The following is a 26,341-nucleotide window of genomic DNA, read 5'->3' on the forward strand; positions in this document are numbered from 1 at the left end:
AGCGGGATCAAGCAGGATCAAACGTATTGGGACGGCGGCAAATTACGCCGAAATCGTTAATCAGGAGAAAAGGTTATGAGTAAATCCGTGGCCGACGTCATGCAACTCGTCAAGGACGAAGACGTCAAGTTTGTCGACTTCCGTTTCACCGATACGCGCGGCAAGGAACAGCACGTTTCGGTGCCGGTCTCGCACTTCGACGAAGACAAGTTCGAAAGCGGCCATGCGTTTGACGGTTCGTCGATTGCCGGCTGGAAGGGCATCGAGGCGTCGGACATGCTGCTCGTGCCGGACGCGAACACCGCGTTCGTCGACCCGTTCTACGAAGAGTCGACGCTCGTGATGACCTGCGACGTGGTCGAGCCGGCCGACGGCAAGGGCTACGAGCGCGACCCGCGCTCGCTCGCGAAGCGCGCTGAAGCGTACCTGAAGAGCACCGGTCTCGGCGACACGGCGTTCTTCGGCCCGGAACCCGAATTCTTCATTTTCGACTCGGTCCAGTGGAACGTGGACATGTCGGGCTGCTTCGTGAAGATCGGCTCGGATGAAGCACCGTGGTCGTCGGGCAAGGAACTCGAAGGCGGCAACACGGGCCACCGTCCGGGCGTGAAGGGCGGCTACTTCCCGGTCGCGCCGGTCGACACGTTCCAGGACATCCGCTCGGAAATGTGCCTGCTGCTCGAACAGATCGGCATTCCGGTCGAAGTGCACCACCACGAAGTGGCGGGCCAGGGCCAGAACGAAATCGGCACGAAGTTCTCGACGCTCGTCGAGCGCGCCGACTGGACGCAGCAGATGAAGTACATCATCCACAACGTCGCGCACACCTACGGCAAGACGGCGACGTTCATGCCGAAGCCGGTCGTCGGCGACAACGGTTCGGGCATGCACGTTCACCAGTCGATCTGGAAGGACGGCCAGAACCTGTTCGCGGGTAACGGCTACGCAGGCCTTTCGGAATTCGCGCTGTTCTACATCGGCGGCATCATCAAGCACGCCCGTGCCCTGAACGCGATCACGAACCCGACGACGAACTCGTACAAGCGTCTCGTGCCGCACTTCGAAGCCCCGGTCAAGCTCGCCTACTCGGCGCGCAACCGTTCGGCGTCGATCCGCATTCCGCACGTCAGCAACCCGAAGGGCCGCCGTATCGAAACGCGCTTCCCGGACCCGATGGCCAATCCGTACCTGTGCTTCTCGGCGCTGATGATGGCGGGTCTCGACGGCGTGCAAAACAAGATCCACCCGGGCGAAGCCGCCGACAAGAACCTGTACGACCTGCCGCCGGAAGAGGATGCAAAGATCCCGACCGTTTGCGCGGGCCTCGACCAGGCACTGGAAGCGCTCGACAAGGATCGCGAGTTCCTGACGCGCGGTGGCGTGTTCACCGACGGCATGATCGACGCGTACCTCGATCTGAAGGAAAGCGAACTGCAACGCGTGCGTATGACCACGCACCCGGTCGAGTTCGAGCTGTACTACTCGCTGTAATCCGGCGATGGCGCTTCGCTCGCGACGACGCGGCGAAGCGCTCTGAAGTGCTCGCTAGATGCGCGCGATAGCCGCGATCAATCACGAAGGGACGGCGTCGCCGTCCCTTTTTCGTTGCGCGGCATAGCGTGGCTAGCGCGGCATCTTGCGCCGAGGCCCTGCGCGCTCGCGCGCCAGGCCAGAACGACAAAGACATTGCCGGTGTGCCCCACGGCGCCCGGCCAGCCACATGGTGCTCAAGAATCTGATCAAGGCCAGGAAGGGCCACGCGGAATCGCTTTCGGACGACGGGCAACTCGCCGATTCGGGTTTCTTGCCCGGCTTCGAGGCGCTGCCGACGGTCGTGCTCGTGCTCGAAAAACGCACGCTGCGCGTCGCGTTCGCGAATCCTTCCGCCGAGGCGATGCTCGACCTCTCGCGCCGTCAGCTGGCGCAGATGGCCTGGCCCGATCTGTTTTCGAACGCCGATGAACTGATCTCGACGATCGCCGCGATTGCCGAGCACCGCTTTCACGCGACGCGCCTCGATGCGATGCTCGAACGCCCGGGCCGCGAGCCGTTGCACGTGCACGCGATCGTCGGCTTTCTCGAAAGCGCGCCCGATTACGTGGTGCTCGAACTGTTCGAGATCGAACGGCACCTGAAGAGCGACCGCGAGGAGCGCATTCACGACCTCACGGCCGTCAACAAGCATCTGATCCGCAATCTCGCGCACGAGATCAAGAATCCGCTCGGCGGCATTCGCGGCGCGGCGCAACTGCTCGAGTTCGAACTGGGCGTGCTGCAGCGCGACGAGCTGCGTGAATACACGCAGGTCATCATCAAGGAATCGGACCGGCTGCAAACGCTCGTCGACAGGCTGCTCGAACCGCACCGGCATCCGCATATCGTCGGCGACGTGAATATCCACGAGGTGTGCGAGCGCGTGCGCGCGCTGATCCTCGCGGAGTTCCCGCGCGGTCTCACGATCGAGCGCGATTACGACGTGAGCGTGCCCGATCTGCGCGGCGACAAGGAGCAGCTGATTCAGGCCTTGCTCAACATTGTGCGCAACGCGGCGCAGGCGCTGCGCGAACGCATCTCGCAGGGCGATGCGCGCATCGAGATCCGCACGCGCGTCGCGCGCAAGGTCACGATTTCCAAGCGCCTGTGCAAGCTGGCACTGGACTTGCATATCACCGACAACGGGCCCGGCATTCCCGAGGACATCCGCGACCGCATCTTCTATCCGCTCGTTTCGGGGCGCGAGGACGGTAGCGGCCTCGGTCTCACGCTCGCGCAGACTTTCGTGCAGCAGCACGACGGTCTGATCGAAGTGGAAAGCCGCCCCGGTCATACCGAGTTCCAGATTTTGCTGCCGCTCGACTACTGACATTGCCCGCACGTCAACAGGACTTCTAACCGACCTCATGAAGCCGATCTGGATAGTAGACGACGACCAGTCGATCCGCTGGGTGCTGGAAAAGGCACTGGCCCGCGAGAATCTCGCGACCCGCAGCTTTTCGAACGTGCGCGAGGCCGTGAGCGCGCTCGACAACGACAGCCCGCAGGTGCTCGTATCCGATATCCGGATGCCGGGCGGCTCGGGGCTCGAGTTGCTGCAGACGGTGCGCGAGCGCCTGCCTGGGCTGCCCGTGATCATCATGACCGCGTTTTCCGATCTCGACAGCGCCGTGGGTGCGTTCCAGGGCGGCGCGTTCGAATATCTGGCCAAGCCCTTCGACATCGACCGTGCGGTGGAACTGATCCGCCGCGCCGTGGATGAGAGCATGCGCGGCGAGCATCCGCAGGACGAACGTCCCGCCGAAGCGCCCGAGATGCTGGGCCAGGCCAGCGCGATGCAGGACATGTTCCGCGCCATCGGGCGGCTCTCGCACTCGGCGGCGACCGTGCTCATCACGGGTGAGTCGGGCACCGGAAAGGAGCTGGTGGCCCGTGCGCTGCACCGCCATAGCCCGCGCGCGGACGGTCCGTTCATTGCGCTCAACACCGCGGCCATTCCGAAGGATCTGCTCGAATCCGAATTGTTCGGCCACGAGCGCGGCGCGTTCACGGGCGCGCAGTCGATGCGCCAGGGCCGCTTCGAGCAGGCCGAGAACGGCACGCTGTTCCTCGACGAAATCGGCGACATGCCGTTCGATCTGCAGACGCGCCTGTTGCGCGTGCTCTCGGACGGGCAGTTCTATCGCGTGGGCGGACACAATCCGCTGCGCGCGAACGTGCGCGTGATCGCGGCGACGCATCAGAACCTCGAAACGCGCGTGCGCCAGGGCCTGTTCCGCGAGGACCTGTATCACCGCCTCAACGTGATCCGTCTGCGGCTGCCCGCGCTGCGCGAGCGCAGCGAAGACATCCCGCTGCTCACGCGCCACTTCCTGCAAAAGAGCGCGCGTGAGCTGGGCGTCGAGCCGAAGCGCGTGTCCGACCAGGCGCTTGCGTATCTGTCTTCGTTGCCTTTCCCGGGCAACGTGCGCCAGCTGGAAAATCTCGCGAACTGGCTGACGGTGATGGCGCCCGCGCAGACGATCGAGTTGAAGGATCTGCCGCCGGATCTCGTGCCTGCACATGGCGCGGCGGTCGATGCGGCTGCCGTGACCGCGCACGGCGAGGCCATGCACGTGGCGGCATCCGGCGCAACGCCGTTCGCCGGCGCGGCAGCGCTTGCCGGCGTGCCGGGCGGGATCGCCGCGGGTGGCGTTGCAGGCGGCACTGCGGGTGGCCTTGCCGGAGGCGTTGCAGCGCCTGCGGCGGTGGCCGTCTGGGAAGCCGGCTTGCGCACCGAAGTCGCACGGCTGCTGCGCGAGAACAGCGCGGACGTCATGGACGAGCTGTCGCGCCGCTTCGAGGCCGCCGTGATCCGCGAGGCGCTCGACTTCACGCGCGGCCGCAAGGTCGAGGCCGCCGAGCGCCTCGGCATCGGCCGCAACACCATCACGCGCAAGATCCAGGAACTCGATCTGGAGTGACGAGGGCGTATCGATCCGGCATCAAATGCGGATCGATACGCGCCGTCGCGGTCGCTTGCAGTCGCGCGCTCAGGGCATAATCGACGCTGTTTCCTGCCAGCAATCGATCATGCCCGTCAATTCCGCCTGGCCCGCCGAGGCCGATCCCTTTATTTCGCTCGAATCGCTCGATGACCCCGCCGCCAGTGCGTGGGTCGAGCAGCAGAACGCGCGCACGCGTGCCGCATGGCACGGCGGCGCGCGTTTCGACGCGCTGCAAAAGCGTCTTGGCGAGGCGTATCTCCCGCGCGAGCGTCCCGTGATCCCGAGCCGCTGGCAACAGTGGGCCTACGACCTGTGGGAAGACGAAACGAACCCCAAGGGCCTGTGGCGCCGCGCGCCGTGGGCCGACTGGCGCGCGGGCAAGGCGCAGTGGCAGACGCTGATCGACTTCGATGCGCTAGGACGCGACGAAGACGTGCCGTGGGTCTGCGCGGGCATCGACATCCTCTATCCGGACGGCGACCGCGCGCTGATCCAGCTCTCGGACGGCGGCGCCGATGCGGTGATCGTGCGCGAGTTCGATATCGAGCGGCGCGTGTTCGTGGAAGGCGGCTTCGCGATCGCGAAAGAGGGCAAGCACACGATCTCATGGATCGATCGCGACGCCGTCTACGTGGGCTGGGAAAACGGCCGCCGCACGCTCACGCGCTCGGGCTATCCGCGCGAAGTGCGGCGCTGGACGCGCGGTACGCGGCTCGCAGAAGCGCCCGTCGTGTTTCGCGGCGAATTCGACGATATCGGCGTCGAAGCCGATTACGATCCCGTCGAGCGGCGTCATGACGTGGTGCGCAACGTCGACTTCTTCGACGCGTACAACTACTGGCTCGACCCGCACGGCGCGTGGCAGCAGTACGACTTGCCGACGCATGTCGCGGTCGGCGCATGGCAGGGCTGGCTGCTGCTGGAGCCGCGTCTCGACTGGACCTGCGCGGGCGTCACGCATCCGGGCGGTGCGCTGCTCGTGATCCGCGAAGATGCGTTCCTCGCGGGCGACCGCACGATGACGGCGCTGTTCACGCCGACGCCGGTCACGTCCGCGTGCGACTGGACCAATACGAAAAACTACCTCGTGGTCTCGTGGCTCGACGACGTGCAAAGCTGCACGATGCTGTGGGAGCCGCCATCGGCTGATGGCGCGAGTTCGTGGCGCTCGCGCATGTTTCCGGGGCGAGCGGGGTTGCAGGCGGCGCAGGTGGATGTCGCGCCGGTCGAAGACACGCTCGACGACGAAGTGTTCGTCGATGTCGACGATTACCTTCAACCGCCCGAATACTGGCTCGCCGATATCGCGAAGCCTGATCTTCAGGAGTGGGAATTAATCGATCGCTGGCCGACGCAGTTCGACGCCGCGCCGCTCGCCGTGAGCCGTTCGCATGCGCAGTCGGCGGACGGCACGCGCGTGCCGTTTACGGTGATCGGCCCGCGCGCGGTGATCGACGTCGATTCGCGCCAGCCCGCGCCGTGTCTGCTGACCGGCTATGGCGGCTTCGCGATTGCGCTTACGCCGCAATATCTCGTGAGTTCCGGGATCGGCTGGATGGAGCAGGGCGGGATTACCGTCGTCGCGCATATTCGCGGCGGGGGCGAATACGGCAGCGCCTGGCACGTCGACGCACAGCGCGAGCATCGGCAGCGTTCGTTCGACGATTTCATCGCGGTCGCGCAGCAGCTTGTTGCCGAGGGTTTCACGACCGCCGCGCAACTCGGGATCAAGGGCGGCAGCAACGGCGGTCTGCTCGTTGCCGCGTGCATGGTGCAGCGGCCCGAGCTATTCGGCGCGGTGGTGTGCGAAGTGCCGCTGCTCGATATGCAGCGCTATCCGCTGCTGCACGCGGGCGCGTCGTGGATCGACGAATATGGCGATCCCGAAGACGACATCGAAGCGCGTGCGCTGGCCGCGTATTCGCCGTATCAGCGCGTGCAGGCGGGCGTGCCGTATCCGCCGTCGCTCTTTACGACCTCGACCAGCGACGACCGCGTGCATCCCGGTCACGCGCGCAAGATGGTCGCGCGCATGCAGGCGCAGGGGCACGCGAATGCCTGGTATCTGGAGAATACGGAAGGCGGCCACGGACCCGGCAGCGATGCGCTGGAGCGCGCCGAGTACGACGCGCTCGTGTTCCGCTTCCTGTGGACGACGCTCGCCGGGACGTGGTAAGGCGTGCGTGTGCCGCTCAGAGCGCGCCGCTTAGCCCGCGACGTCGAGTTGCGCGACGACCGGCGTGTGGTCGGACGGCTGCTCCCACTTGCGCGGCGTCTTGTCGACGTCGACCGCCTGGCATAGCGGCGCGAGTGCCGGTGAGAGCAGGATGTGGTCGATGCGCAGGCCCGCGTTGCGGCGAAACGCGAACATGCGGTAATCCCACCACGTGAAGGTCTTTTCGGGCTGCTCGAACTGGCGAAACGCATCGACCAGACCGAGGTCGAGCAGCCGCGCAAACTGCGCGCGCTCTTCCGGCGAGACAAGGTTCTGGCCTTCCCACGCTTTTGGATCGTGCACGTCGCGATCTTCGGGGGCGATGTTGTAGTCGCCCAGCAGCGCGAGCAACGGATAGCGCTGCATCTCCTGTGCGAGCCAGTCGTGCATCGCGTCGAGCCATGCGAGCTTGTAGGCGAACTTTTCCGTGCCCGGCGCCTGGCCGTTGGGGAAATACGCGCTCACGACGCGCACGCCGCCGACCGTCGTGGCAATCACGCGCTGCTGCGGATCCTCGAAGCCGGGAATGTTGCGCACGACCGTCGCTTCGTCGACGACAAGGCCGTCGCGCGCGAGAATCGCCACGCCGTTATAGGTCTTCTGGCCTGTGAACCAGCTGCGGTAGCCCTGCGCTTCGAGTTCGGCCGTGGGGAATTTTTCGTTCGGGAGCTTCAGTTCCTGGAGGCACAGAACGTCGGTGCCGCTTTCCGTGAGCCAGTCGATGACGTGCTGTAGACGGACCTTTAGCGAATTGACGTTCCAGGTGGCGATTTTCACGTAAAAATCCGAGGTTTATTGGATAAGGGTTTGAGGTTGATTGTGACTTGTTTTCGTCGTCTGGCTACCCACCTAGCTACCCATTCGAAGCAAGGTAGGCGGGGCGACCCTACGCGCCGCTCGAAACTAAAAAAGCATTAATGCTCGCCGCAGTGATGCGGCTTGCCGATCCGATCTTGACCAGGCGAAGTTTATCAGCCGCGACCAAGCGATACAGCGTCGCCCGGCTCACCGCCAGTTGCTGCATGGCATCGCTCACCCGGTACAGACGTGGGGCACCCGATGGGTGCGCAGGTCCGTCGCCGTCTGAATCGCCGCCACTCCCGCCGTCGGCGGAGGTCTTCGCTTTCGCGGTTCCCGGCGCGCGGCGCGGCGTACGCGCCGGCGCGTCTGCGGAGCCGCCGTCGGAATGCATCAGATCGTCGCGGCGGACGTCGCAGAGACGCAGGCACATCTCATGGTAGTCATCATGGCGCATCAAGAGCGGGTTACGGTAACCTGGGCTGGCCGAATCGAAGTCGAAGAAGGGCGTCACGCTGCGGTCTATTGGTGGGCAATGGGCGCACTGTAGCGCTGATCCGGCGCTCCGGAAATGACCTCAAGACGGATTGCAACACCGCGAAAAAGTCTCGAACTTGATCGACTGGTGGATTTGAAAGCTATCTGAAGTTCTGCTTTCAAGGCAACATGAGACGAATCAGATGCTTGCGATCAACTGGTGTCTTAGTGGTTCTATCGACGTTCTTGAATTTCTGCTCGGAAGGCAGATTTTATTTCTTTAAAATCATAAAGTTACAGAAAAATCTGCTTGACGCGCCGATCCAGCTTAGGCAAGAATTCCTCACGTGCAGCGAGCAGAAACGAAAAAGCCGCCCTTGGCGGGCGGCTCTCTCGTGGTCAACCTGTGGCGAGGAAGACCTTGTAATGCTGCCCAATCGGATAACGGCCGACTGGGGTAAAACAGGTGCGGCGGGATTAGCGTCCCAACCGAACCGAAGGAAGAAGAATATCCGAACGTCCACTTGTTCGGCAAGCGGATTCTGAGTTTTTAGCCCCTTCCGGCCTTCCAATTCTAGGAAGGTCAAAAATGACTGGTAAGCAGTCCTATCTACATTCAGTGACGGGTAATACGCCGCGTGGCGCGCGTCCGAATACGTCCGGATACGCGGGCGTCAGCCACCATAAGGCAACCGGCAAGTGGATCGCCCAAGTCACACTGGTCGGGCCTGACGGCAAGCGCATTCGCAAGCATGTTCCTGGTACATACGGCTCTCCGGAGGCCGCACATGCTGCACGCGTCGCGTTCATTTCTGCATGCGGTGTCGCGGCTGTGGACGATAAGGTGTCGGTCGGGCGCAACGTGCAGGCTGAGGCCGCCACCGCGCGCGAGGCATTCATCGCCACGCTTAAAGCTAAAGTCGCTGCGCGCTGTGAGGTGGCGTGATGGCTCGCATCCGCACGATCAAGCCGGACTTCTGGACCGATGAGAAAGTGGTCGAACTCTCGATGCCCGCCCGCCTCATGGTGCTTGGCTCACTGAATTTTTCTGACGACAACGGCAATCTCGATCGCTCGCCGAAGAAACTGAAAATGCAAGTCTTCCCGGCCGACGCGATCGACTGCGAACCGCTCATTCAGGAGGTGATCGCGCAGGGGATGCTCATTGAGTACTCAGTGAGCGGGAAAACCTATTTGCACATCAAGGGGTTCCGCAAGCATCAAGTGATCAATCGCCCGTCCAAGAGCAACATTCCTGAGCCCATTTTCAGTGACGAGTCATGCGGCGCTCACGGAGGACTCGGTGATCCCTCACTGACGGAAGGGAAGGGAAAGGAAGGGAAGGGAAAGGACAAAATCCAACCCACTGTCGACCTGACGGTCGACCGTTCGTGTGCTGATTCGCAAGTTGCTAGTCCGGCGGAGCATCAGGTTGAGCAGCAAGGACTCTGGCCCGAAGACGACGGTGAAGATGCTGAAGGCTGCACAGATGAACCCGGCTGCCTGCCGCCCGCTGAAGACGACGAACCGGTAAAGGGTGTGACCGAGGCTGATATCGCGAAGATTTTCGATTACTGGCGTCAGACGATGGACTCGCCGCGCTCGAAGCTGGACGACAAGCGCAAGCGCACCATCCGCAACGCGCTGAAGATGGGCTACCCGCCTCGCGATCTGTGCCGCGCGATTCAGGGCTGCGCGCTGACGCCTCACAACCAAGGCAATAACGATCGCGGCCAGAAGTACCTCGGGCTGCATGTGTGCCTCGGGAGTGCCGATCAGATCGACCGTTTCGTCGCGAACAGCACGGCCCCGCCGAAGGCACCCGAGAAAAAGGGCGATAACGTCATCCCTGGCTGGTGGAATTCGGATGAACTCGCGAAGCAGCAGGCCGCTCTCGTCGGCGTTGGTGGCCCGCTCCCGAGCGAATCGCGCGAGACGTGGCACGCGCGCATTCGCGCTGCGATCGACAACGGCGGCAAACCGCTTGCGCCGCTCGCTGCGTCTGTGCTGAAACCTGCTGAACCGGAATCCCTGCGCGTTGAACTGACGCCTGAGCAGAAGGCAGAGCGCAGCGCGGCGCTGTTGGGTGCGCTGCGCAAGCCCCCCCCCGATGCGGTCCCCGTTGCCGCTGTGCCATCGAGCACATCGATTGGTGATTGGATTGCAAACATATCATGAGCATAGCAGTGAGCACAGTCGACATTTTCAGCCCGGAGAGCGCGCCGCTTCGTGCGCTCCTTGAGCGCCGCAACGCAGAGTTTCGTGCGCTGGTAGGGGGCCACTTGCTTGATGAACTTGACGAGGCAGGTGTCGAGCACATGGAGGCGATGGTCGAAACGCGCGAGGCACGTCGCGAGGCGGACGAGAACCCATCAGTGCAGGCGGTACTGCGCTGGGGGAACGCATACGACCACATGGTGATCGCCCAGGAACGTGTCGAGATACTGAAAGTCCGGGGCGAGATCCGCGCCGAACTGAATGCAGCCCGAGGCGTGCCGCGCGTACCGTACTACTTGAATCATTAATCGCAACTCTGCAATGAACGAACTGATGAATTCAAATCAAGTTGTGAATTTGAACGGCGGCGATCTGATGGCGCCGCTTGAGGCCGCAATGCGCTTCGTTTTCGATGATCGCTATGAAATTCGCGCCATTCCCGTTGATGGTGAGCCGTGGTTTTTCGCTGCGGATGTGTGCGCTGCGCTGGGTGTTGCCAACGTGAGCGACGCGCTGGAGAAACTCGACGCAGACGAGAAAATGACCATCGCTTCAACCGATAGTCATTCGGGGCGGCGCGGTGGGGCACAGTTTCAGTCGATCGTTAGCGAGGGGGGGCTCTACACGCTGATTCTGCGCTGCCGTGTTGCGGTGACGCCCGGCACGGTGCCACATCGCTTCCGCAAGTGGGCCACATCCGAAGTGATCCCCAGCATCCGCAAGACGGGCCGCTACGATGCACAACCGGCCGCCGCGAACCCGCTGGACCTGATGCAGGCCATGCTGGACCAGATGCGTAACCAGGATGCGCGCATTGCAATGCAGGCTGAGGAGATCCGTGGCGTTCGCGCTGAAGTGAGTGAGTTTCGCGCAACGTTCGAAGAGCAAATTGCCGCGATCGTACGTGCGCCCGTCGCTGACAAGCCCGCTGGCTGCGAGAGTCTCTCCAAGCTGAAAGATGCATGGAGCGACAAGGCCGGCCTTCCGGGGTGGGTAGTCGAGGATATCCTCTGCCAGATCAAGCAATACCGGATCGTGCCACGTGCGTATGTGGCGCGTGGTGTCCGCCACCATTCCAACGGCGGCGTGGTTGCACGTCCGGACGGCTCGCCCGTTCTGGCCGACCCGTATTTCGTCTATCAGATCGGCGTCGTCACGCGGGCCATTGAGCGCTTCCTTGCTCTTTGCGAGCGCCATCCGAGGAACCTGCGTAAGGCCGTTCATCCGGCGATGCCAGACCGCTCGTTCAATCTCGCAGACGGCTACGCAAAGGGCGAAAAGCGATAATGAAGTCCCGCTGCCCGCCTTTCGGTACAAGCATTTTTTAGGAGTCCACTATGTCGAAAAAGAAAGCAGTATCGCTCGTCACCAACAACGTGATCCGTCTGGAGCCCACGGCTACACCGAAGCCGCGCGTCACGTGGGATGAAGGCGAAGTCGCGAAGCGCGCGCTGGAGTGGTTCGAGCTGGAGCGCAAAGCATCGACTGCGTACAGTGCCGCGCTGCGCCGCGCTGATGAGTTCAAGGAAGAGAATGCAATTGTCCGCGTCGATCTGAATGACCCAGAATTCCAGGACTTCACGCGCGATACGTGGTTTGCGTATCTCGACGCCAAGGCCGAAGTGAAGAAGGCGAAGGCGCGCCTTGACACAGCGTGCCGCCGCGTGCTGAATCCGCCCGCTCCGCCGCTGACGAAGGGGCAGAAAGAGGAGCTCAAGCGCTGGGCGGCGCTGGTGGGGCTGATCGAGCGCGGCGAAATCACCATGAAGGATGCACTCGCCGTGCGTAAGGCTGACGGGGCGCCGATGGTGCGCGACCGTGCGCACTTCATCGAACTGGCGACCGTTTCGGAAGAGGATTTGATCCCGTTCTGATCGCTGCCGCGCGCTGGCAGGTGCTGGCGCGCACAACGCAAAGTTTCTCTTTGCTGTTTAACAAAGGATTTAGCGATGCATACTCCATTCGTTACTGGGTGGTTCTATTTGAGGAGGCGCATTCGTTCTGCCCAAGCCGCTCTACGCGAGTGCGAAGCCGCCGAACGCATTATTGCCAAACGGATAGTTGCGGGCGAGCTACAGAATCCAGACGTGCTCGCCATAGTGAGTGTTTTTCGTTGGCGCGCGATGGAAAACATCCTGTCCTGCGGCGAGGACCTTTTCGAAATTGCCAGGCTGGTCGACCGGTTCGCAACCCGAGAGCAGAAGCTGGATTTGCTCAGCGCTGGACGCCGCCCGTGCGTTCACCAGGTGAGCGACAGTTTCGCCGAAATGCTCGGCGCTGGTCTGGAGCAGCCGGCCGATCGCCATGGCAACTATTCCGGTCCGCTGTGGGCGGTCGGGCACATCTTCATGCGGCGAGAGGTCCACAAGCGCCAGGGAGAACTCGCCCCGATCGTTGCCGCGTACGAGCAGCAGATGGCAGCAGGCAATCGGTTCATCCACGCGGAACCGATGCTCTCTCAATGAACACTTTTTCGTTGTTGCGCAACGCGTTCCGCGCTATCTTTTAGGCATCGAAACGGACGGAATGGTGATCGGCATGGCGAGTGAGGCGATCGCGGCGTGGCTGGAGAAGATTTCCAAGCTGCCACCCGACCAACGAAAGGCGGCGACGGCGGTGCTGCTGCGGCTGCTGAACGCTCGTGCAGCCCGGCGCGTGTCGTAACGGCAGCATTGGTCGTGCAGCCGATCAACATGGTCGTGTGCGTTCGCGATGCGTGGAAGGGGCGTAATCCGATTACTACCCTTGGCGGAACGCAGGACGTGTGGACTCTGACGGCCGAAGGCGTCAACTAGTTGTGTATGCGCTCGGACAAGCCGCGCGCGCAGAAGTATAGAGCGCCCGCCACAGTGCCGATACTGTGTGCGGGCGTTTGGTTTTGAAAAGGGGATTCCGTATTTGCGCTGCCGAACTCTCACGCAGCCAGCACAGCGGCCTCGCGACCCGTCGCCGATCTCCACGCCTCCCCCGACTCCTGCTGCCGGTTATACGCCGTTTCTGGCGTTTGCCGTGACCGTTTCCTTTGTAAAAAATCCTCTGCACTTCGAGCAGATTTAGGGTTCCTGCACGATGGTGTACGGCGTACAGGTGTCGTACACGTTGGCCGGTCGGGACGCCAATCTGACGCTAGATAAACGGGAGCCAGAATGAGCAAGAAAATCGTCAGCGACGCAGACTGGATTGATGCCCGCAGGCAGCATGAGGTTGAAGGCGTCAGCCTTGGAAAACTCTCTCAACTCCTTGAATGTTCAAAAACTTTGGTCGCGATTAAGGCTAAAGAGCAGGGTTGGGTGAAGGCTCGTCCGGGGGGGCCTGCCGCGAACGGCAACGGGGCCAAGCAATTCGTAATTGATACAGAAAGTGCCGTGCAGGAAGAGGCCCGAGCCGTACACCTGCACGGTCCGTCGTCGCCAGCATCAACCTCGCAACCTGCGGTCGCCACGACGGCTGCAATGTCTGCTCCCGTCACGCTGCCTGCGCTTCCGGACAAGCCGGTTTTTGCGAACTGGGCAGAGGAGGCGGATTGGGTGGAAAAGCAAGTTGCAGAGCAGCAAAACGCGCTGATGAGCCGCCACGCGCTGGAACTGAAGTACATGACGGCCGCGATCAATGACGGGTTGAAGAAGATCGGCAAGCAGGGGGTGGGTGAGGCGGCCCGGGCAGCTAACGCGCTAGCGCAGGCGATGACCCGCAAGCACAAGCTGGAATTGGATCATCTCGCCGAGTGGACACGCATCCGGTTAGGGGTGTACCGCGGCGACACGGGCCCGCGTCCCTGCATCATTGTCGTCCATCAGCGCGAGGGGGTGGCTTTCGGCAAACTGAACGATGCCGCATCGGTTGATGCCCGCGTGCGTGACGCTCGACTCGCCATCGCTAGGAAGATCGTGGCCGAGGCAGGTGCGGCTCGCGAACAATCCGTTGTGCCGAAAGGCGTTTAGGAGGTTTTCGACGTGAGCCATGAAAGCCTGATCGAGCAGGGAGAGCGCTATTTCTCAGAAAAGAGGGCGCCGCTGATCGCGCGGTGGGAGATAGCGCGCGGGCAGTCCTTTTGTGTTCCCGAGGGGCAGCGTACGCTTAGCTTGAGTCGCCCATGGCCGCGCCGCGTGTGGAAGCCGCACAGCGCTGAGGAGTCGCGCAGGCGAGCGGCGCTTGATCGCGAGCGCCATTCGCTAGTACCGCCCGTCGGACATTTAGACGTTGGTTCCAGTCCGTAACCGGCCATTTTGCAATATTGAAATGTTGCTTGTAGGTCGTTCTTTGCTAGCACTCGGACGTCCGCGTAAGCGAGGCGGTCACGAAATGCATTCTCGACGTTTGCACCCCTTAACTACCGCGAATATCGCGTTTCACTGTAACCGCACACGACTCTCAAGGAAGCTCGCCGAATTTGATGTCGATCCGTCGGATATTTTGCTCGCAAATACTTGTCGAAAGTACAGGTTACTACTTCGACGTAGGTGACTCGATTCAGCTATCATGTCCGTCAGACCAAACGCGCGAAGCTAATGCGTGAGCCTACAGATGACTCGATAACGATCCCGGGGGGAAAGGCCAATGGATACTGACAGGTTCATCTTTCTCGGACTCTCCTCAGAGCATCTCAGGAGAATCCACGAAAGTCCCCCGTTGATCAGTTCACTCCAGGGTTACGAGACTGCACTTCTGTTGCTTGCCCAAGGTCGTTATCCTCAAGCGCTAACTACGATCGCTTCAGCAATCGAAAGCGCTGGCAAAGCCTATCTTCGCCTCGGGCCAGAAGAAAAATGTGAACTCGCAAAGTTGAATGAGATTCTCCAGGAAGCGCTTCCAAGAGAGAAGAGAGTCACACCGAGCAAGCTCAATAAATTCCGTCGGACGCGAAATAGAATCACTCACTATGGATTTAGCCCGCGGGACGACGAGGAGTCGGTTTCACTTTTTATCGGAACAGCGCTTCCCTTCCTCGATGCGTGGTTGGAACATTCAAATGGATTTTCAATCGTCGAATCATTGTATTTTGACCTTGGGAAAAAAGTTCGCCATGCCATCGACCTTAATCGCCCAACACCACGGGAAAAAATATCCGCAATAGATTCCATTCGAGGCGTTGCTCACTGGATATTGCATCATACGCGGTATTCCTATCTAACGTGGTGGGAAAGGGAAGTTCTCGATAACGATGCCTCTACATTTGGCACGCACCGGATTTCCGGTTTTGACCTGCGGGAGCAATTGAAAGAGCAGCTTTTGGAAGACGACCCAGTCTTAGTCATCGATTGTCCGATTTGCGACGGATTAGACTCATTGGTAGTTAAGCTAGACGAAGAAGCACTTGACGATCGGCGGATAGTTCCCATCGCCGCTCGCTGTGTCGAATGTAGTTTGAGTCTCCCTGCTGGGGCGGAAGCGCTCTTGATCAAGCTGTGCGAAGACCAGTTCACCGACGAACTCTGCGCTAAGACGCTTACGGAATATGGAATCGGATAGCTTTTCGTGGGCGCGTGGCGTGGCCGCGAGAAGCAGTCACGGCCCGGTCATCGAATGGCTACTTGCAGACGAAGCTTTCGGATGAACGTCCGGCGGTGTCAGAGAATCCGTGCTGCTGGTGCGAACGCGGAATCTACGGCTAACGCAATTCGCGGACCGGTTTTACGTGAGCCTTCCGCGAGTTCACGGCCGCGCTCGTGAAGCGCTGGGGCGAGTTGGAGCGCATCGTTGCTGGGCAGCCGACGCAGTCGGAAGCGGAACGCAAGTCGGTTGACTCGAACATTGGCGGATGCGTCAAACCGAACCGCAGGCCTCGCGCAATGCGCTGCGCGCATCGCCGATGCCCGACGATCCGAAGATGATGTCGAGCAAAGAGATCGTTAAGGTGGCGGAGGCGCTTGGCGTCGATAATAGTCATCCGAATGTCCTCCGCGATATCCGCTGCATGCTGCTCGAATTGCATGCGCGGGACCTTATTGATGCTGGCATCCCGCCTGGCGCAGCGCGCTCAACATGGGTCCGCGATAGCTCAGATACCCTTTGGATTCAGCTTATCGGCCGCTCGTTTGACTGGTCCCGCGACGCGCGTGGGCGTTTCTCGGAATTCCGCCTAGATCGCGAGCACACAATCACTCTCGTAACGGGCTACGACGTGAGGCTGCGCAACGGCGTCATCAAGCGCCTCAATGAGCTTAAGAAGATTGTTGCTGGGCACTCACTGGAGGCGCGAAAGCGCAATGACGCAGGGTGTCGTCGTGCTCCGTTGATGGATTGACGCTGTGCGAGGTGGCACATGGGACGAGCAGGGGCGGGTGGTCCGGATCCGTCTGCAAATGCACGCTGTCGAGAGCCGATATAGCTAATGTTTTTCGCCTGCTCGACGTAGTTATTGAATGAGGTAGTGTTAAAACCCACATTCTTTGGAATATGCTCAACTACAAATCTGAGGTTTTGCGAAGCATTCGTGCGCAACCTGACGCAGTTTGCCTCGCGTACGGCACTAAACAAATCGAGGCGGTGCTCGATCTCTTGTGTCGGGCTGCCGAATATGATTTTCCAGCGGCGAAGCAGCAGCTAGATGAGATTGTGAAGCCCGGTGATAGCCGGGTTTATGTCCCTGTATCGCTAAAACGGCCCATCTGCATTTCGGCGCCGTGGCGGACTGCCATCACGTTGGTTGGCGAAGCTGCGCAGCAGCAGTCTTCGAGGCGAATGGCGCTGTGCTGGGAAGCGAGGAGGGGGGACCCCTTGGTCACGGATATCGGACTGTTTCTTGAAAGATATCCAGCTGGTGGTGTTCTCGTTCTGCCGATATTCTGGCGAAATGCGCTGCAACAGTGGGAGATGCCCCTGGCGCCCGCGTTCCTCCCGCATATGCCATCTGACGTCGTGTGTAGTGAAGAGGAGACGGAGTCGCGTGAGCAACGGCTTCCATCGCCTATGTATCTTCAGTTTGGCAACGGTGTGTTAGTCGCCTATCCGGCGGTCGCGCTTGCGACTATTTACGCCGGGAATCCAGCAACAGGAAAAATTATTCTGGATGATCTCAAAAAAAATATTAGAGATGAGATTCTGCTGGCAGCGCATGCGTTACCAATGGTAGCGATGGCGAGACAGCTTGACGTGGATCTGGAATCCTCCGATGGACCGCCAGCCTGTCGATTGAATCACATAACACACTTCGCATTGAACACGATCAGAGCAATCGGACTCTACGAAAACTCCGACTCAATCGAACCACCTTCCGGAGACGACTGGATAGATCAGATCAAATCTATCCCTGTTTCACGGATCAACCTCTTTACGGGCGCAAATGGCGGGGGAAAATCGACGGTTATTGATATTATCGCGTCGATGCAGGATGCAACGAAGCTTGCTGGACTACAGAGAGAAAATACGAGAAATAGTGCATTCTCTGGGTTCTTAATTCGGCTCGTCAACGGTCGCGTGCTAATGGTAAGGCTCAAGCAGCAGAACAAATTGAAGCGCGGATATAGCGACATGAATTGGCAAACAGCCAACATTTACGCGTACCTGGATGGCGTTAAGCCGGAGCACGTGGAACTGGAGCTGCCAAAATTTCACGCAAAGAAGGAGGACGTCGAAGATGCAGATCCGCTGCTGCGTGCGCTGGATTGCGGGGTCGCGATGTTCGATGCGCGGCGGCCACCAGACGTTGAGCGGAAAGCCATTGCGGATGCGCTGTGCAAGGTTGCGCGATATTTACCGAATGTCGAAGGTAGCCGCGAGGGATGTAAGGTATCCGGCGAGGGGGCGGAGTGGGTCTGGAAGCATCAGGACGAGCTTAAGGCGACAAAGCTAAATCAACCGATTTATGTGGATGATGAAGATAAATTTAATATCTGGTTTTGCGATGACATAGACCAGCCCAGCCGAGTATCAGAGGAGTTGCTGCCGTCTGGCTGGCGAGCGTTTGGTAAGCTTACTGCATGGCTCTCTACGCGCCCGTCGGGTTCCATTTGCGTAATAGAGGAGCCGGAAACGCACCTGCATCCGACATTTCAGCGGCTGCTGGTGCGACGCGTCGGCGAGATTGCCGAGGAAATGTCACTGCAACTGTTTATTGCTACGCACTCGGCGACCTTGATCAATACGCAGTGGTGGGAGGGCACTACCCCGAAACTATTCAGGATGCGAGGTCGCGTGATCGAGGATCGGCCCAATATTGCTGGGCTATTGCGCGATCTCGGTGTCCGGCAGAGCGATCTCCAGCAGGCAAATGGCGTTGTATGGGTTGAGGGGCCGTCGGATGCCATTTATTTGCGTTATTGGCTCGCGCTGTATTGCAGACAGTTTGGGAAAGAGGCGCCCATCGAAGATCTGGAGTTCTCGTTCGCGTTTTATGGTGGGGCGATCCTGAAGCATTTTTCTGTCGGTCACAGCGCAGACCTGATCAACATGCTGCGTATCAATACGAACATGGTCGTCGTCATCGACCGGGATCATGATTTCGAGCGGCAGTCGGACGGAACGTGGACTGCATGTTATCCAGAGCGAGCAAAGGCCAGAATTAAGCGTGCCGTCGATCAGCTCAAGTCGGACACCTGCTGGTCGTGGATAACGGCTGAATACACGATTGAAAATTATCTGCCTGAGCCTTTCAGGGGCAAGTTTTTTTCCTCCGACGAGACGGACCGGCTGGAGAAGCAATCGAGCCGGTCAAAGGTTGACATCGCTCGCGAATTTGTCGACGGTCAATTCGATTTCGATAGCTGCTTTGGCAGTCGCCCGGAGCTTGCTCAGCATATCGGTCAGCTCATTGACACTATTGCCTGCTGGAATGCGCTCTGACAGGCCTTGACGACCGATAGCGAATTGGGATGACCCGGATGAGAATCACGTCATGTCCTCTAAGGATGTCGCGGAGCGGACCGACAAGAAGCACACGAACGTGATTCGCGATATTCGCGACATGATGGAAGCCCTGAATAAGGCGGATGACTCAAAACTGAGTCATGAATACAATCAAGGGCTTACAGAGATTAAGGACGAGCGCGGGTACACAAAGGAATTCCTGATGTCCCGCCCGGTTGTCGAACTTCTGGTGACTGGATACGGCGTCCCACACCGCGCGAAAGCCCTCTCGCGCCTTCATGTTGTGAGGAGGTTGTCGCCGGTTGCGCGCACGTGCTTGTGCGCCAGGAGGTGACGTGCCGACCAAGCAATTGCCGGAATCCACCTTTCCCGTTATGCCGAAAGCGGAAATGTGATGATCCAAAACTGGATCATCCCCATGGCTACCGCGCCCGGTCAACGTTTGGCGGCCACGGGCTCGGCCATTCGAACGGCGGCGCACTGGTGACCGGCGCTGTCGGTGTGAGCGGCTCTGGCTCCGGTTCGTGTGCCGGTGCCGGTTGCGCAGATGGCTCTGGCGCGTCGAAGTCGAAGTCTTGCTGACGGGGATCGATGCCGATGACGGTGCTCATGCGTCTGCCTTCGCTTCGGATGAGATTGTGCGAAGTTCCCGGATGGCGGTTGCGTGCCGCTCCCTACTGATGTTGGAAAATTGTGACTACGTCCGATGAATAGCTCGCGGTCAATCATCGGGGCCAATATCTTTCCAGTCTTCCGGCATAACGATCTTTGCGTCGATGTTGGCGTGTTCTTTCAACAGATACAGCAGGTTACTGCCTGCCAGCAATTCAATCGGTTTGCCGTTAGCGAACTCAAAGGCCGCTTTGCCGTAACCACTGGTCGCAACGAGGATGCCTTTTGACGCACCTTCGTTCTGCATGGTGCCGAACAGATCGCGTACGGCGCTGACGCCGACGGTGTTCTTGTACCGCTTGGCTTGGATCACCACTTTGCCGCCGAAGATCGGACGAGGATCGAAGGCTACGCAATCCACGCCACCGTCCCGAGATGCCTGCGTCTGGCGAGACTCCAGCCCCATGGTCGTGAACAGGTTGGTAATCAGCGACTCGAATTCGCCCGGCGTCAGGTCCATCAGGTTAGGCCTCTGATCGAGCGTGGCGAGGACATCGCCCTCCTGGACAAAGCGCGGATCAGTCATGTTCAGTTCGAGCACGGGACGTACCGGCGCCAGTTCGGCGGCGCTCTTCGAGACTGACGCGTTCAGCGACTTCAGGCAGGCAAGCGCTTCGACATTTGCCAAGTCCATGTCGTGAAATATTTCGCGCGTTGTTCGAACCGTGATGATGCAGGGCCGGATGGGCTTACCATTGCCTCTATCGATGGTGTCCACGTATCCATTAAACACGACCGTTTCCACGTACCCGGCCGTGTCAGATACAAAAATTTCGTGCAGTGAGCGCAGCGTCGTTTGGGCAACGGCGTCGGCGTACATCGTGCGCCGCTGACTCTCGGGTCGAGCTGATTCCGTAAAAGAGTCCGAGGTTTTGACGTACTTGACGGATTTCACCGCCGGAACAATTTCGTCGTATTCCGGCAGATCGTAGGCCACGATCAGCTGTTTCGACTCGGCCTGATATTCGGCGTTGGTTGCCAGCGGAAACCCGTCGGGATAAGGGCTACTTTCCAGAACCGTTGCAAAGTAAGATGCAATTGCGTTTGGGTCTGCTGCACGAAACTCCGCCTCAAGCTGTTCGACTTGCTGATTGTGTTCGTCCGCTTCACGTTTAGCTTGCTCGACGACACGCTCATGGGCGTCGCGGCGCTTCTTTACTTCAGCCTGACGCATTGCATTTCGGGAGACACGGGCCTGGGCCTCTGCCTCAAAGCGTTGTCGTGCCAACGACTCTTCTTCCACATGTTTTTTCTTCACCCACGGCAAGAGATTCGACATGCCCTTGGGCTTTGCCGGAGCGTAGTCATCCCAACGAGGAGGATCTTCGATGAGCGAGAAATTTCCCAGTTCCAGAGGCTTGTAGGTTGGCTTGGTCCGCAGCTTCGCGAAATCGAGGACTGGATTGCGTCGAATGCCGTCAGTCAGGATCTTCCCAAGCGCTTGAACCTGCTCCTCAAGCTCCTGGTTCTGGCTTTGCGCGTCTTCCATTTGAGATTCGACGTGAAGCCGCTTGTTTTCCTTCTCGTCGGCAGTCAAAGCGCGCTGATAGGCCCTTTCGGCACGCTCGGCTTCTCGGACCGCGCGAATTTGTGCGCGTTGTTCGCTCTCATAGGCGCGCTGCGACGCACGGGCAGAACGCTCCATCTCGCGAGAAATACGGTTCAAGGTACTCACAAATCCCCGGCGTGCCATGCGGTCTCCTGCAGTGCTTTTAGTGTCCGATCCCGATCATACCGAGGATACGAGACTCGATGGCAGCCTTCCGGTGTATTTCGTCAGAGAAACGATCTGCAATTATGCGTCGTGAATTTACCAATCCGGAAATCTCGAAATTCCTGCATTGATAATGACAATTCCCTTATCAAATCAAGAGCCTGATGTATCGTCGCGTTCCACTAAAGTGACGCCGAATATCTGTTCGATGAGGCGCTCACCGCTGAACGTCGCGAGGCAGGCTGCTGCTGCGGCACAATTGATTGCACGGCTAGCGTGCAGGATGACTCGCTAACCATTGATTGGCTCGCGCGAGGAAGGCGGAGACCGCTTCGGTCATCCATTGGTTGCGTTCTTTCAGCTTGACAGCGTAGTCCCGGAGATTGTTCAAGTGTGCCGCAAGGACAGCATCCCGATTAGGCTGTTGATACAGCAACGACAGTTGCTTGTATTCGGCGAGCAATGAGTTATTAAGCTGGAAAGAGTGGATCGTGCCCTTCGCGAGCGCGTAAATTTTGACAATCACGGTGCGTAGTTCGGGATCGTCTATCTTGCCGACGATCGATGCGTTGTTGTTGTAGATCGTGAACGGCTCGGCCGAGACAGGGTAGACCACGTCAAAATGTTGCCCTTCCGGTAGAGCCTGTAGCGCTGGGTGGATTTCGACACAGTAGCCGTCCCACGCTTCTTGCACTTCGGCTAGGATCGCTTCCACGAATGCCCGCGTTTCGTTTTCGCCGTCGGCCTTCTTGTCGGCGTACTGCCGCGCGTAAATCCAGACTGCCGCCCCGACGGCAGCCAGCGATCCTATTCCCTGAACGATCCCCGCGATATCGGCAATATTGGCTGTCATAACACGGCCCTTGTTGTTGATGGGGCGATTATCGATGGCCAACGGACCTTCAGCAAGCCGTGCATAACGCGGCGCAGTTGTGGGAAGCTACGGACGCCCCAGTGAAGCAACATAGCCACGGGATACTGAACATATGAAGACGCCATCGAAGCTGTGCTCTGGTCGAGCATCACTGACGGCCGCAATGAGAGCCTGCCAGTTGTCTTCCAGGTACAGGGTGTTCAGGGTGCACTCCACGATCAGCGTAGTATGGTCGGCATAACGACCCGCCTTGCGATGAATGCTTTCCAGCACGAGTTTGGTCATTGCAGCAATGGTCTCGGGATCGCTGTAAATCATAACCTCGGATTGGACCGTACGATTTCCATCGCGTCGCGTGCCGGTGACGCTCAGACCGTCGACGCCGAAGGCATGACCATGCGATTCGAGCCGTTCGCGCAACAGATGCTCGTTTGGGTGCATCGCGCCGGTTATTTCGATATAGCCGCTGGACGGAAGGTTGCAGTTGTCGACTATCGCGCCGCGTTGCAGATATTCGGCGTCGTACGACTGATCGCCGCTCAACCAGTGTACCGACATTTGACGACCAGGCCCATAGACGGTCTGGATGTATCGGCACAACGGCAGGAGTTCTTCGAGTAACTTCTTCTCGAAATCGGTAGGACGAAGCCGCAAGCGGCATGCGGCGTCGGTTCGTCGCATGAGTGCTGCATGGATGAGGTAGACCCGGGAACAGAATTCAAGGCCGTCCAGCCATATCCCATCAACGCTTGCGTATGAATCGGTCACACCGTCCTCCCGTTGATTCTGTCCGCGCACGAATACGTCTAACGTACGCAAAGTGGCGTCATAGCGTATCGTCCGCTACTCGTTGTTTCGTCGCTCCATTAGGCCAAGCTCAGGAAGTGCCCGGGACCAGATGTAATCGAGCAACAGCACGAGATCGGGACCGGAGATGCTGTTATGGGGTGTTCTCACCATAATCTCGTCTTGCCCACGCAGTTCGTAAACGGTTGTCTCAGGGCCAACCTGAAATTCAACGGTGGTCATCACTTCGAGGCCGGTGTCTCTTCCAACGCCGAAGTGCTTGGCCGCCGTGGCGAGCTGGAAGCACACATTCATCCACGGGCTGTTTTCGCACAAAAAGGTGCCGAAGTCGCGGTTGCCTTCAATGATGCGGCCAGCGAAGTCGTTCAGGCGGTCGAGCGCGTCTGCCTCGCGGAGCGCCTCGTAGACCCAATCCTTCATCTGCCACGCGGTAGTGACCGCGTTCATAACAGCGTACGCACGCTGCTCTAGGTCTTCAGGGGGACTGTTGTGCAACGCAAGGGCTTCGAAGTTTAGCTTCCTGTAGAGGTCGGAGGGGGTTTGAAGCGAGAATGTTCGACGGTTACGCATAGCCATTGAATCCGCTCCATCATTTCGGTCCTAGAATCATACCTTGACTGAGACTGAAGAATTGGACGAGCCGACCGCGTGCCCGCGTTCGACGTGCTGCCAGACGGGAGATGCGACCTCGCCAGTGATGAGGACGCGCGGGAGGACGCGAGACGCACGAAGCGGCGCGTGACGCGAAGCTCCAGTGCGTGATGGCGTTCGTGCGGGTCTGCTACTACCTGCGTTGATGCCAAGAAGCAAGGAACCGGTGGCCGAAGTCAATAACCGTTTTGCTGTCGGAAATTATCTGCGGGTGTAGAAGGACAACGCGCGACGCTCCACCGTCTTCGAACGAATGGAGGAAGGTGAAGCATGGTGAGCCGATGGCATCCTGCTCTGCCGAAATGACGTTTATCCGATCCCAATCTGCACGCCCGGCAAGCCCCCACTTTTCGGCTTCGAGAGCGCTAAATAGCTCACCTTCTTCTTTCGTCATAGCCTTTGGCGGGATATACAGCGGAATCCGATGAGCTAACGCGTCACGATAGTTCTTCAGGTACTCGGAATGCCATCGCGCTATCGCATCGGACGAGAGATAGTCCTCCACGGCAACCGGCAGGTGCCGTCGCGTCGCCTCCTTGAACATACTTACATTCACAGGTCTGCCGATTGTCGGCAACAGGTTGTGCCGATGCACGAACGCCCATGCGAAGTTCTCGAATACGCCAAAGACGTTGATCACGAACGCATGGAGATTTATCTGAACATCATGCAGGGATTCCATCGGTAAGGGCCTTTCGGTATCCGGTGGAAACAATGAGAAGATCTGTTGCATGGCACGAGCCATTACTCCAAGGCGGCGTGCTGCGCCATAGCGCAGGTGCTCTTTTGATGCGGCAACGTCGGTGGCATCCGCTTGGCGCAGGCATTCCAGCATGAGGTCCCGCAATTCAGAATGCGCCAAAATACAGTCGTGCGCGAGGTCTTCTTGCTGCTTAGGTGTATAGGACATGGCGGCCGGACTCGATCGACAAGTCCCCAACTATACCGTGCGAATTCTCTCGTCCCGCTACGTGGCACGCGTCAAGTCCGCCTGGAGGCGCGCCAGATGGGGCTGATGGGCACACCGTCGGTGCCGAGCACGCGAGGGAAGGGCCAGCCGACGGCCGACGCGGGCTTCGCTGGTGGATTGGCACCTGTTGGCGTCTTGCATGGGCAGGTGCGCTTGCCGTTCGCTACGAACCGGATCGGATAGATCTTCTCGACGCCGCATCCATCGCAGCGGCATACCCAGCGCGCGCCGTTGCGCCCATGGTTGACGTAGCGCAGCGCAGTGAGCTTGCCCCAAGTGCGGCCGGTGTCGTCTCTCGGATGGTCTGGCTGGTGTGTGCGACTCATTACATTCCGCGAACTTTCTTCGAAGGACGAATTCCCGGACCAGGGGCGATGCCGATCGCAGCCAGGTATGAGAAGGAGGAGCAGACTTCCTGCGCAACCGCGACAATGTCGAGTACATCGCGGAACTTTGCGCCGCCGATGGCAATTCCTCCATTCTGGAGGAATTTAACAAAATCAAGGGCTTACCCGCGTCGTCTGCCGCGTCTCAAACGAAGATGTTGGCTCTTGCGAAGAAAAGCTGATACCGCTCCCGAATATTCTCACTAATGTCGTGCGGTTGGGAGAATTCGATGGCTACGCCAAGCAACGCACGCCGATGGCAACGATGTCGCGCGCAGCCCCATCATCGGCGGATATCCAGCAATAGGGAACGCGAGACGACGAAGCAGTGAGCGGCACACGCCGCCGCCGCAATTTTCAAAAACCATGAAAGGCTGCACGGGCGTACGGCCGCGTCGTGATTCCGGCGAAGCGCGACTGCACGCGAGGAATGGCTGCCGGTCTACAGTTCGACCGCTTTAATGCCGAAGTCCGTTTCTTCGTCACGGACGATTTTGCAGAACCGTTCGCACCCGCAGTATTTGGTCGCAACTTCCCTGATGCTGTCGATGTCTGCCTCGGACGTTCGCAAACCGAAGCAGACTTGTATTAAAGACTTGGCGGGAACATTGAATATGCCGTGCTTAAACCGGATTATCCTCAACTCCTTCTCATAGCTCCAATTTGGCGCCTTTGCAGTCAGATAGAGTTCCGTGAGCTTTGCGCGGAATTCGAAAAATTCCTTGGGTGGTTCATTCACCAGCCAATCCGTTAGGCCATTGGCTTCGTAGCGAACCTTGTCTATGCCGATGATCTCGTTGGCAGGGTCGTTTATGAACTGTTCGGTAAGCCTGTAGAGCAGGCAAACTCCTTTGTGCTCGTCAGCGTAGTGCGCCCACATGAGCGAATTGTAGAGATCAAGCGAGAATGAGCACACGCCGACTTGGGCAAACAATGTCTTCCAGTCGTCAAGAAACTTGGGATTGTCGAGTGCGCTTTGCAGCCACCTCTTGTGCGTGCCAGTTGCTTTCGCGGTTGCGAGAACCAACGAGGCCCTGATGTCTAGCTGGCAATCGAAAGGGTCGTTTAAGGAGGCTGGGCTAGCGCACCAAAGCGTCGACGCTTTCAATGAGTCGATCAGGCGATCCGAAACGCGTCTGAATTTGAATAGATCGAACGTTGCCGCAGCATCCGCTTTCAATTCGCTCATGAAGATCTCCTTCAAACGCGAGTGGCAACTATCATACGCTCGCCAATCGACTCGACTAGCATTTCTCGGCGTGGATTTCACCCAG

The 26,341-nt window shown here is 59.3% G+C and carries 24 protein-coding genes; 16 read left to right on the forward strand and 8 right to left on the reverse strand.

Translation table 11 applies throughout. The annotated features are described in order from the left end of the window. Nucleotides 1-75 precede the first annotated feature (75 nt). From glnA to ACFPTO_RS02080, 4 genes are all read left to right on the forward strand, one after another. Nucleotides 76-1,491, forward strand: a complete 1,416-nt coding sequence (gene glnA / locus ACFPTO_RS02065) for a type I glutamate--ammonia ligase (protein ID WP_296660823.1) — start codon at nucleotides 76-78, stop codon at nucleotides 1,489-1,491. Nucleotides 1,492-1,720: 229 nt separating this feature from the next. Then, on the forward strand, nucleotides 1,721-2,863 hold the full coding sequence (gene glnL / locus ACFPTO_RS02070; protein WP_377709118.1) for a nitrogen regulation protein NR(II): 1,143 nt from the start codon (nucleotides 1,721-1,723) through the stop codon (nucleotides 2,861-2,863). A gap of 37 nt (nucleotides 2,864-2,900) precedes the next feature. Then, nucleotides 2,901-4,457, forward strand: coding sequence for a nitrogen regulation protein NR(I) (gene ntrC, locus ACFPTO_RS02075; protein ID WP_377709120.1), 1,557 nt, complete (start codon nucleotides 2,901-2,903; stop codon nucleotides 4,455-4,457). A 109-nt stretch (nucleotides 4,458-4,566) separates the two neighbouring features. Beyond that, on the forward strand, nucleotides 4,567-6,657 hold the full coding sequence (locus ACFPTO_RS02080; protein ID WP_377709122.1) for a prolyl oligopeptidase family serine peptidase: 2,091 nt from the start codon (nucleotides 4,567-4,569) through the stop codon (nucleotides 6,655-6,657). A gap of 30 nt (nucleotides 6,658-6,687) precedes the next feature. On the opposite strand, the gene xth is transcribed toward ACFPTO_RS02080, so the two are convergent. Both xth and ACFPTO_RS02090 read right to left on the reverse strand, forming a co-directional pair. Continuing rightward, complete coding sequence (gene xth, locus ACFPTO_RS02085; RefSeq protein ID WP_377709124.1) at nucleotides 6,688-7,473, reverse strand: exodeoxyribonuclease III; 786 nt, start codon at nucleotides 7,471-7,473, stop codon at nucleotides 6,688-6,690. A 109-nt stretch (nucleotides 7,474-7,582) separates the two neighbouring features. Continuing rightward, entirely contained in the window at nucleotides 7,583-8,008 is a 426-nt protein-coding gene (locus tag ACFPTO_RS02090; RefSeq protein ID WP_377709126.1) for a helix-turn-helix domain-containing protein, read from the reverse strand. Between the two features lie 552 nt (nucleotides 8,009-8,560). Here ACFPTO_RS02090 and ACFPTO_RS02095 point away from each other — a divergent pair. From ACFPTO_RS02095 to ACFPTO_RS02150, 12 genes are all read left to right on the forward strand, one after another. Next, the gene (locus tag ACFPTO_RS02095; RefSeq protein ID WP_377709128.1) at nucleotides 8,561-8,917 is read left to right on the forward strand and encodes an AP2/ERF family transcription factor; all 357 of its coding nucleotides are present in this window, start codon (nucleotides 8,561-8,563) and stop codon (nucleotides 8,915-8,917) included. Then, complete coding sequence (locus ACFPTO_RS02100; protein WP_377709130.1) at nucleotides 8,917-10,149, forward strand: hypothetical protein; 1,233 nt, start codon at nucleotides 8,917-8,919, stop codon at nucleotides 10,147-10,149. Before ACFPTO_RS02095 ends, ACFPTO_RS02100 begins: the two co-directional genes overlap by 1 nt. Beyond that, complete coding sequence (locus tag ACFPTO_RS02105; RefSeq protein WP_377709132.1) at nucleotides 10,146-10,496, forward strand: hypothetical protein; 351 nt, start codon at nucleotides 10,146-10,148, stop codon at nucleotides 10,494-10,496. Before ACFPTO_RS02100 ends, ACFPTO_RS02105 begins: the two co-directional genes overlap by 4 nt. A gap of 13 nt (nucleotides 10,497-10,509) precedes the next feature. Beyond that, the gene (locus tag ACFPTO_RS02110; RefSeq protein ID WP_377709134.1) at nucleotides 10,510-11,475 is read left to right on the forward strand and encodes a BRO-N domain-containing protein; all 966 of its coding nucleotides are present in this window, start codon (nucleotides 10,510-10,512) and stop codon (nucleotides 11,473-11,475) included. 50 nt (nucleotides 11,476-11,525) lie between these two features. Further along, nucleotides 11,526-12,062 (forward strand): hypothetical protein, encoded by a 537-nt coding sequence (locus tag ACFPTO_RS02115; RefSeq protein ID WP_377709135.1) that lies wholly within the window; start codon nucleotides 11,526-11,528, stop codon nucleotides 12,060-12,062. 75 nt (nucleotides 12,063-12,137) lie between these two features. After that, nucleotides 12,138-12,653, forward strand: coding sequence for a hypothetical protein (locus ACFPTO_RS02120; protein WP_377709137.1), 516 nt, complete (start codon nucleotides 12,138-12,140; stop codon nucleotides 12,651-12,653). A gap of 61 nt (nucleotides 12,654-12,714) precedes the next feature. Continuing rightward, nucleotides 12,715-12,852 (forward strand): hypothetical protein, encoded by a 138-nt coding sequence (locus ACFPTO_RS02125; RefSeq protein ID WP_377709138.1) that lies wholly within the window; start codon nucleotides 12,715-12,717, stop codon nucleotides 12,850-12,852. Between the two features lie 482 nt (nucleotides 12,853-13,334). Next, nucleotides 13,335-14,129: a hypothetical protein gene (locus tag ACFPTO_RS02130; RefSeq protein WP_377709139.1), complete on the forward strand. Its 795-nt coding sequence runs from the start codon at nucleotides 13,335-13,337 to the stop codon at nucleotides 14,127-14,129. Between the two features lie 688 nt (nucleotides 14,130-14,817). Next, the gene (locus tag ACFPTO_RS02135) at nucleotides 14,818-15,657 is read left to right on the forward strand and encodes a hypothetical protein (RefSeq protein ID WP_377709141.1); all 840 of its coding nucleotides are present in this window, start codon (nucleotides 14,818-14,820) and stop codon (nucleotides 15,655-15,657) included. 289 nt (nucleotides 15,658-15,946) lie between these two features. Next, nucleotides 15,947-16,432, forward strand: a complete 486-nt coding sequence (locus tag ACFPTO_RS02140) for a Rha family transcriptional regulator (RefSeq protein WP_377709142.1) — start codon at nucleotides 15,947-15,949, stop codon at nucleotides 16,430-16,432. A 152-nt stretch (nucleotides 16,433-16,584) separates the two neighbouring features. Beyond that, nucleotides 16,585-18,969 carry an ATP-dependent nuclease gene (locus ACFPTO_RS02145; protein WP_377709143.1) on the forward strand — a complete coding sequence of 795 codons (2,385 nt, stop codon included), beginning with the start codon at nucleotides 16,585-16,587 and terminating at the stop codon, nucleotides 18,967-18,969. 52 nt (nucleotides 18,970-19,021) lie between these two features. Beyond that, nucleotides 19,022-19,327, forward strand: coding sequence for a Rha family transcriptional regulator (locus tag ACFPTO_RS02150; protein WP_377709145.1), 306 nt, complete (start codon nucleotides 19,022-19,024; stop codon nucleotides 19,325-19,327). A gap of 387 nt (nucleotides 19,328-19,714) precedes the next feature. On the opposite strand, the gene ACFPTO_RS02155 is transcribed toward ACFPTO_RS02150, so the two are convergent. From ACFPTO_RS02155 to ACFPTO_RS02180, 6 genes are all read right to left on the reverse strand, one after another. Further along, nucleotides 19,715-21,358 carry a restriction endonuclease gene (locus tag ACFPTO_RS02155; RefSeq protein WP_377709147.1) on the reverse strand — a complete coding sequence of 548 codons (1,644 nt, stop codon included), beginning with the start codon at nucleotides 21,356-21,358 and terminating at the stop codon, nucleotides 19,715-19,717. A gap of 292 nt (nucleotides 21,359-21,650) precedes the next feature. Continuing rightward, nucleotides 21,651-22,274: a hypothetical protein gene (locus tag ACFPTO_RS02160; protein ID WP_377709148.1), complete on the reverse strand. Its 624-nt coding sequence runs from the start codon at nucleotides 22,272-22,274 to the stop codon at nucleotides 21,651-21,653. Between the two features lie 45 nt (nucleotides 22,275-22,319). Next, nucleotides 22,320-23,021, reverse strand: a complete 702-nt coding sequence (locus tag ACFPTO_RS02165) for a hypothetical protein (RefSeq protein WP_377709150.1) — start codon at nucleotides 23,019-23,021, stop codon at nucleotides 22,320-22,322. 75 nt (nucleotides 23,022-23,096) lie between these two features. Then, nucleotides 23,097-23,636: a hypothetical protein gene (locus ACFPTO_RS02170; protein WP_377709152.1), complete on the reverse strand. Its 540-nt coding sequence runs from the start codon at nucleotides 23,634-23,636 to the stop codon at nucleotides 23,097-23,099. Between the two features lie 208 nt (nucleotides 23,637-23,844). After that, nucleotides 23,845-24,621 carry a hypothetical protein gene (locus ACFPTO_RS02175; protein WP_377709154.1) on the reverse strand — a complete coding sequence of 259 codons (777 nt, stop codon included), beginning with the start codon at nucleotides 24,619-24,621 and terminating at the stop codon, nucleotides 23,845-23,847. Between the two features lie 888 nt (nucleotides 24,622-25,509). Next, nucleotides 25,510-26,256 (reverse strand): DUF2971 domain-containing protein, encoded by a 747-nt coding sequence (locus ACFPTO_RS02180; protein ID WP_377709155.1) that lies wholly within the window; start codon nucleotides 26,254-26,256, stop codon nucleotides 25,510-25,512. Between the last annotated feature and the right edge of the window lie 85 nt (nucleotides 26,257-26,341).

Origin of the sequence: Paraburkholderia denitrificans, assembly GCF_042655705.1 — a bacterium.
In the GTDB taxonomy this organism is placed as follows: Bacteria; Pseudomonadota; Gammaproteobacteria; order Burkholderiales; family Burkholderiaceae; genus Paraburkholderia; species Paraburkholderia denitrificans.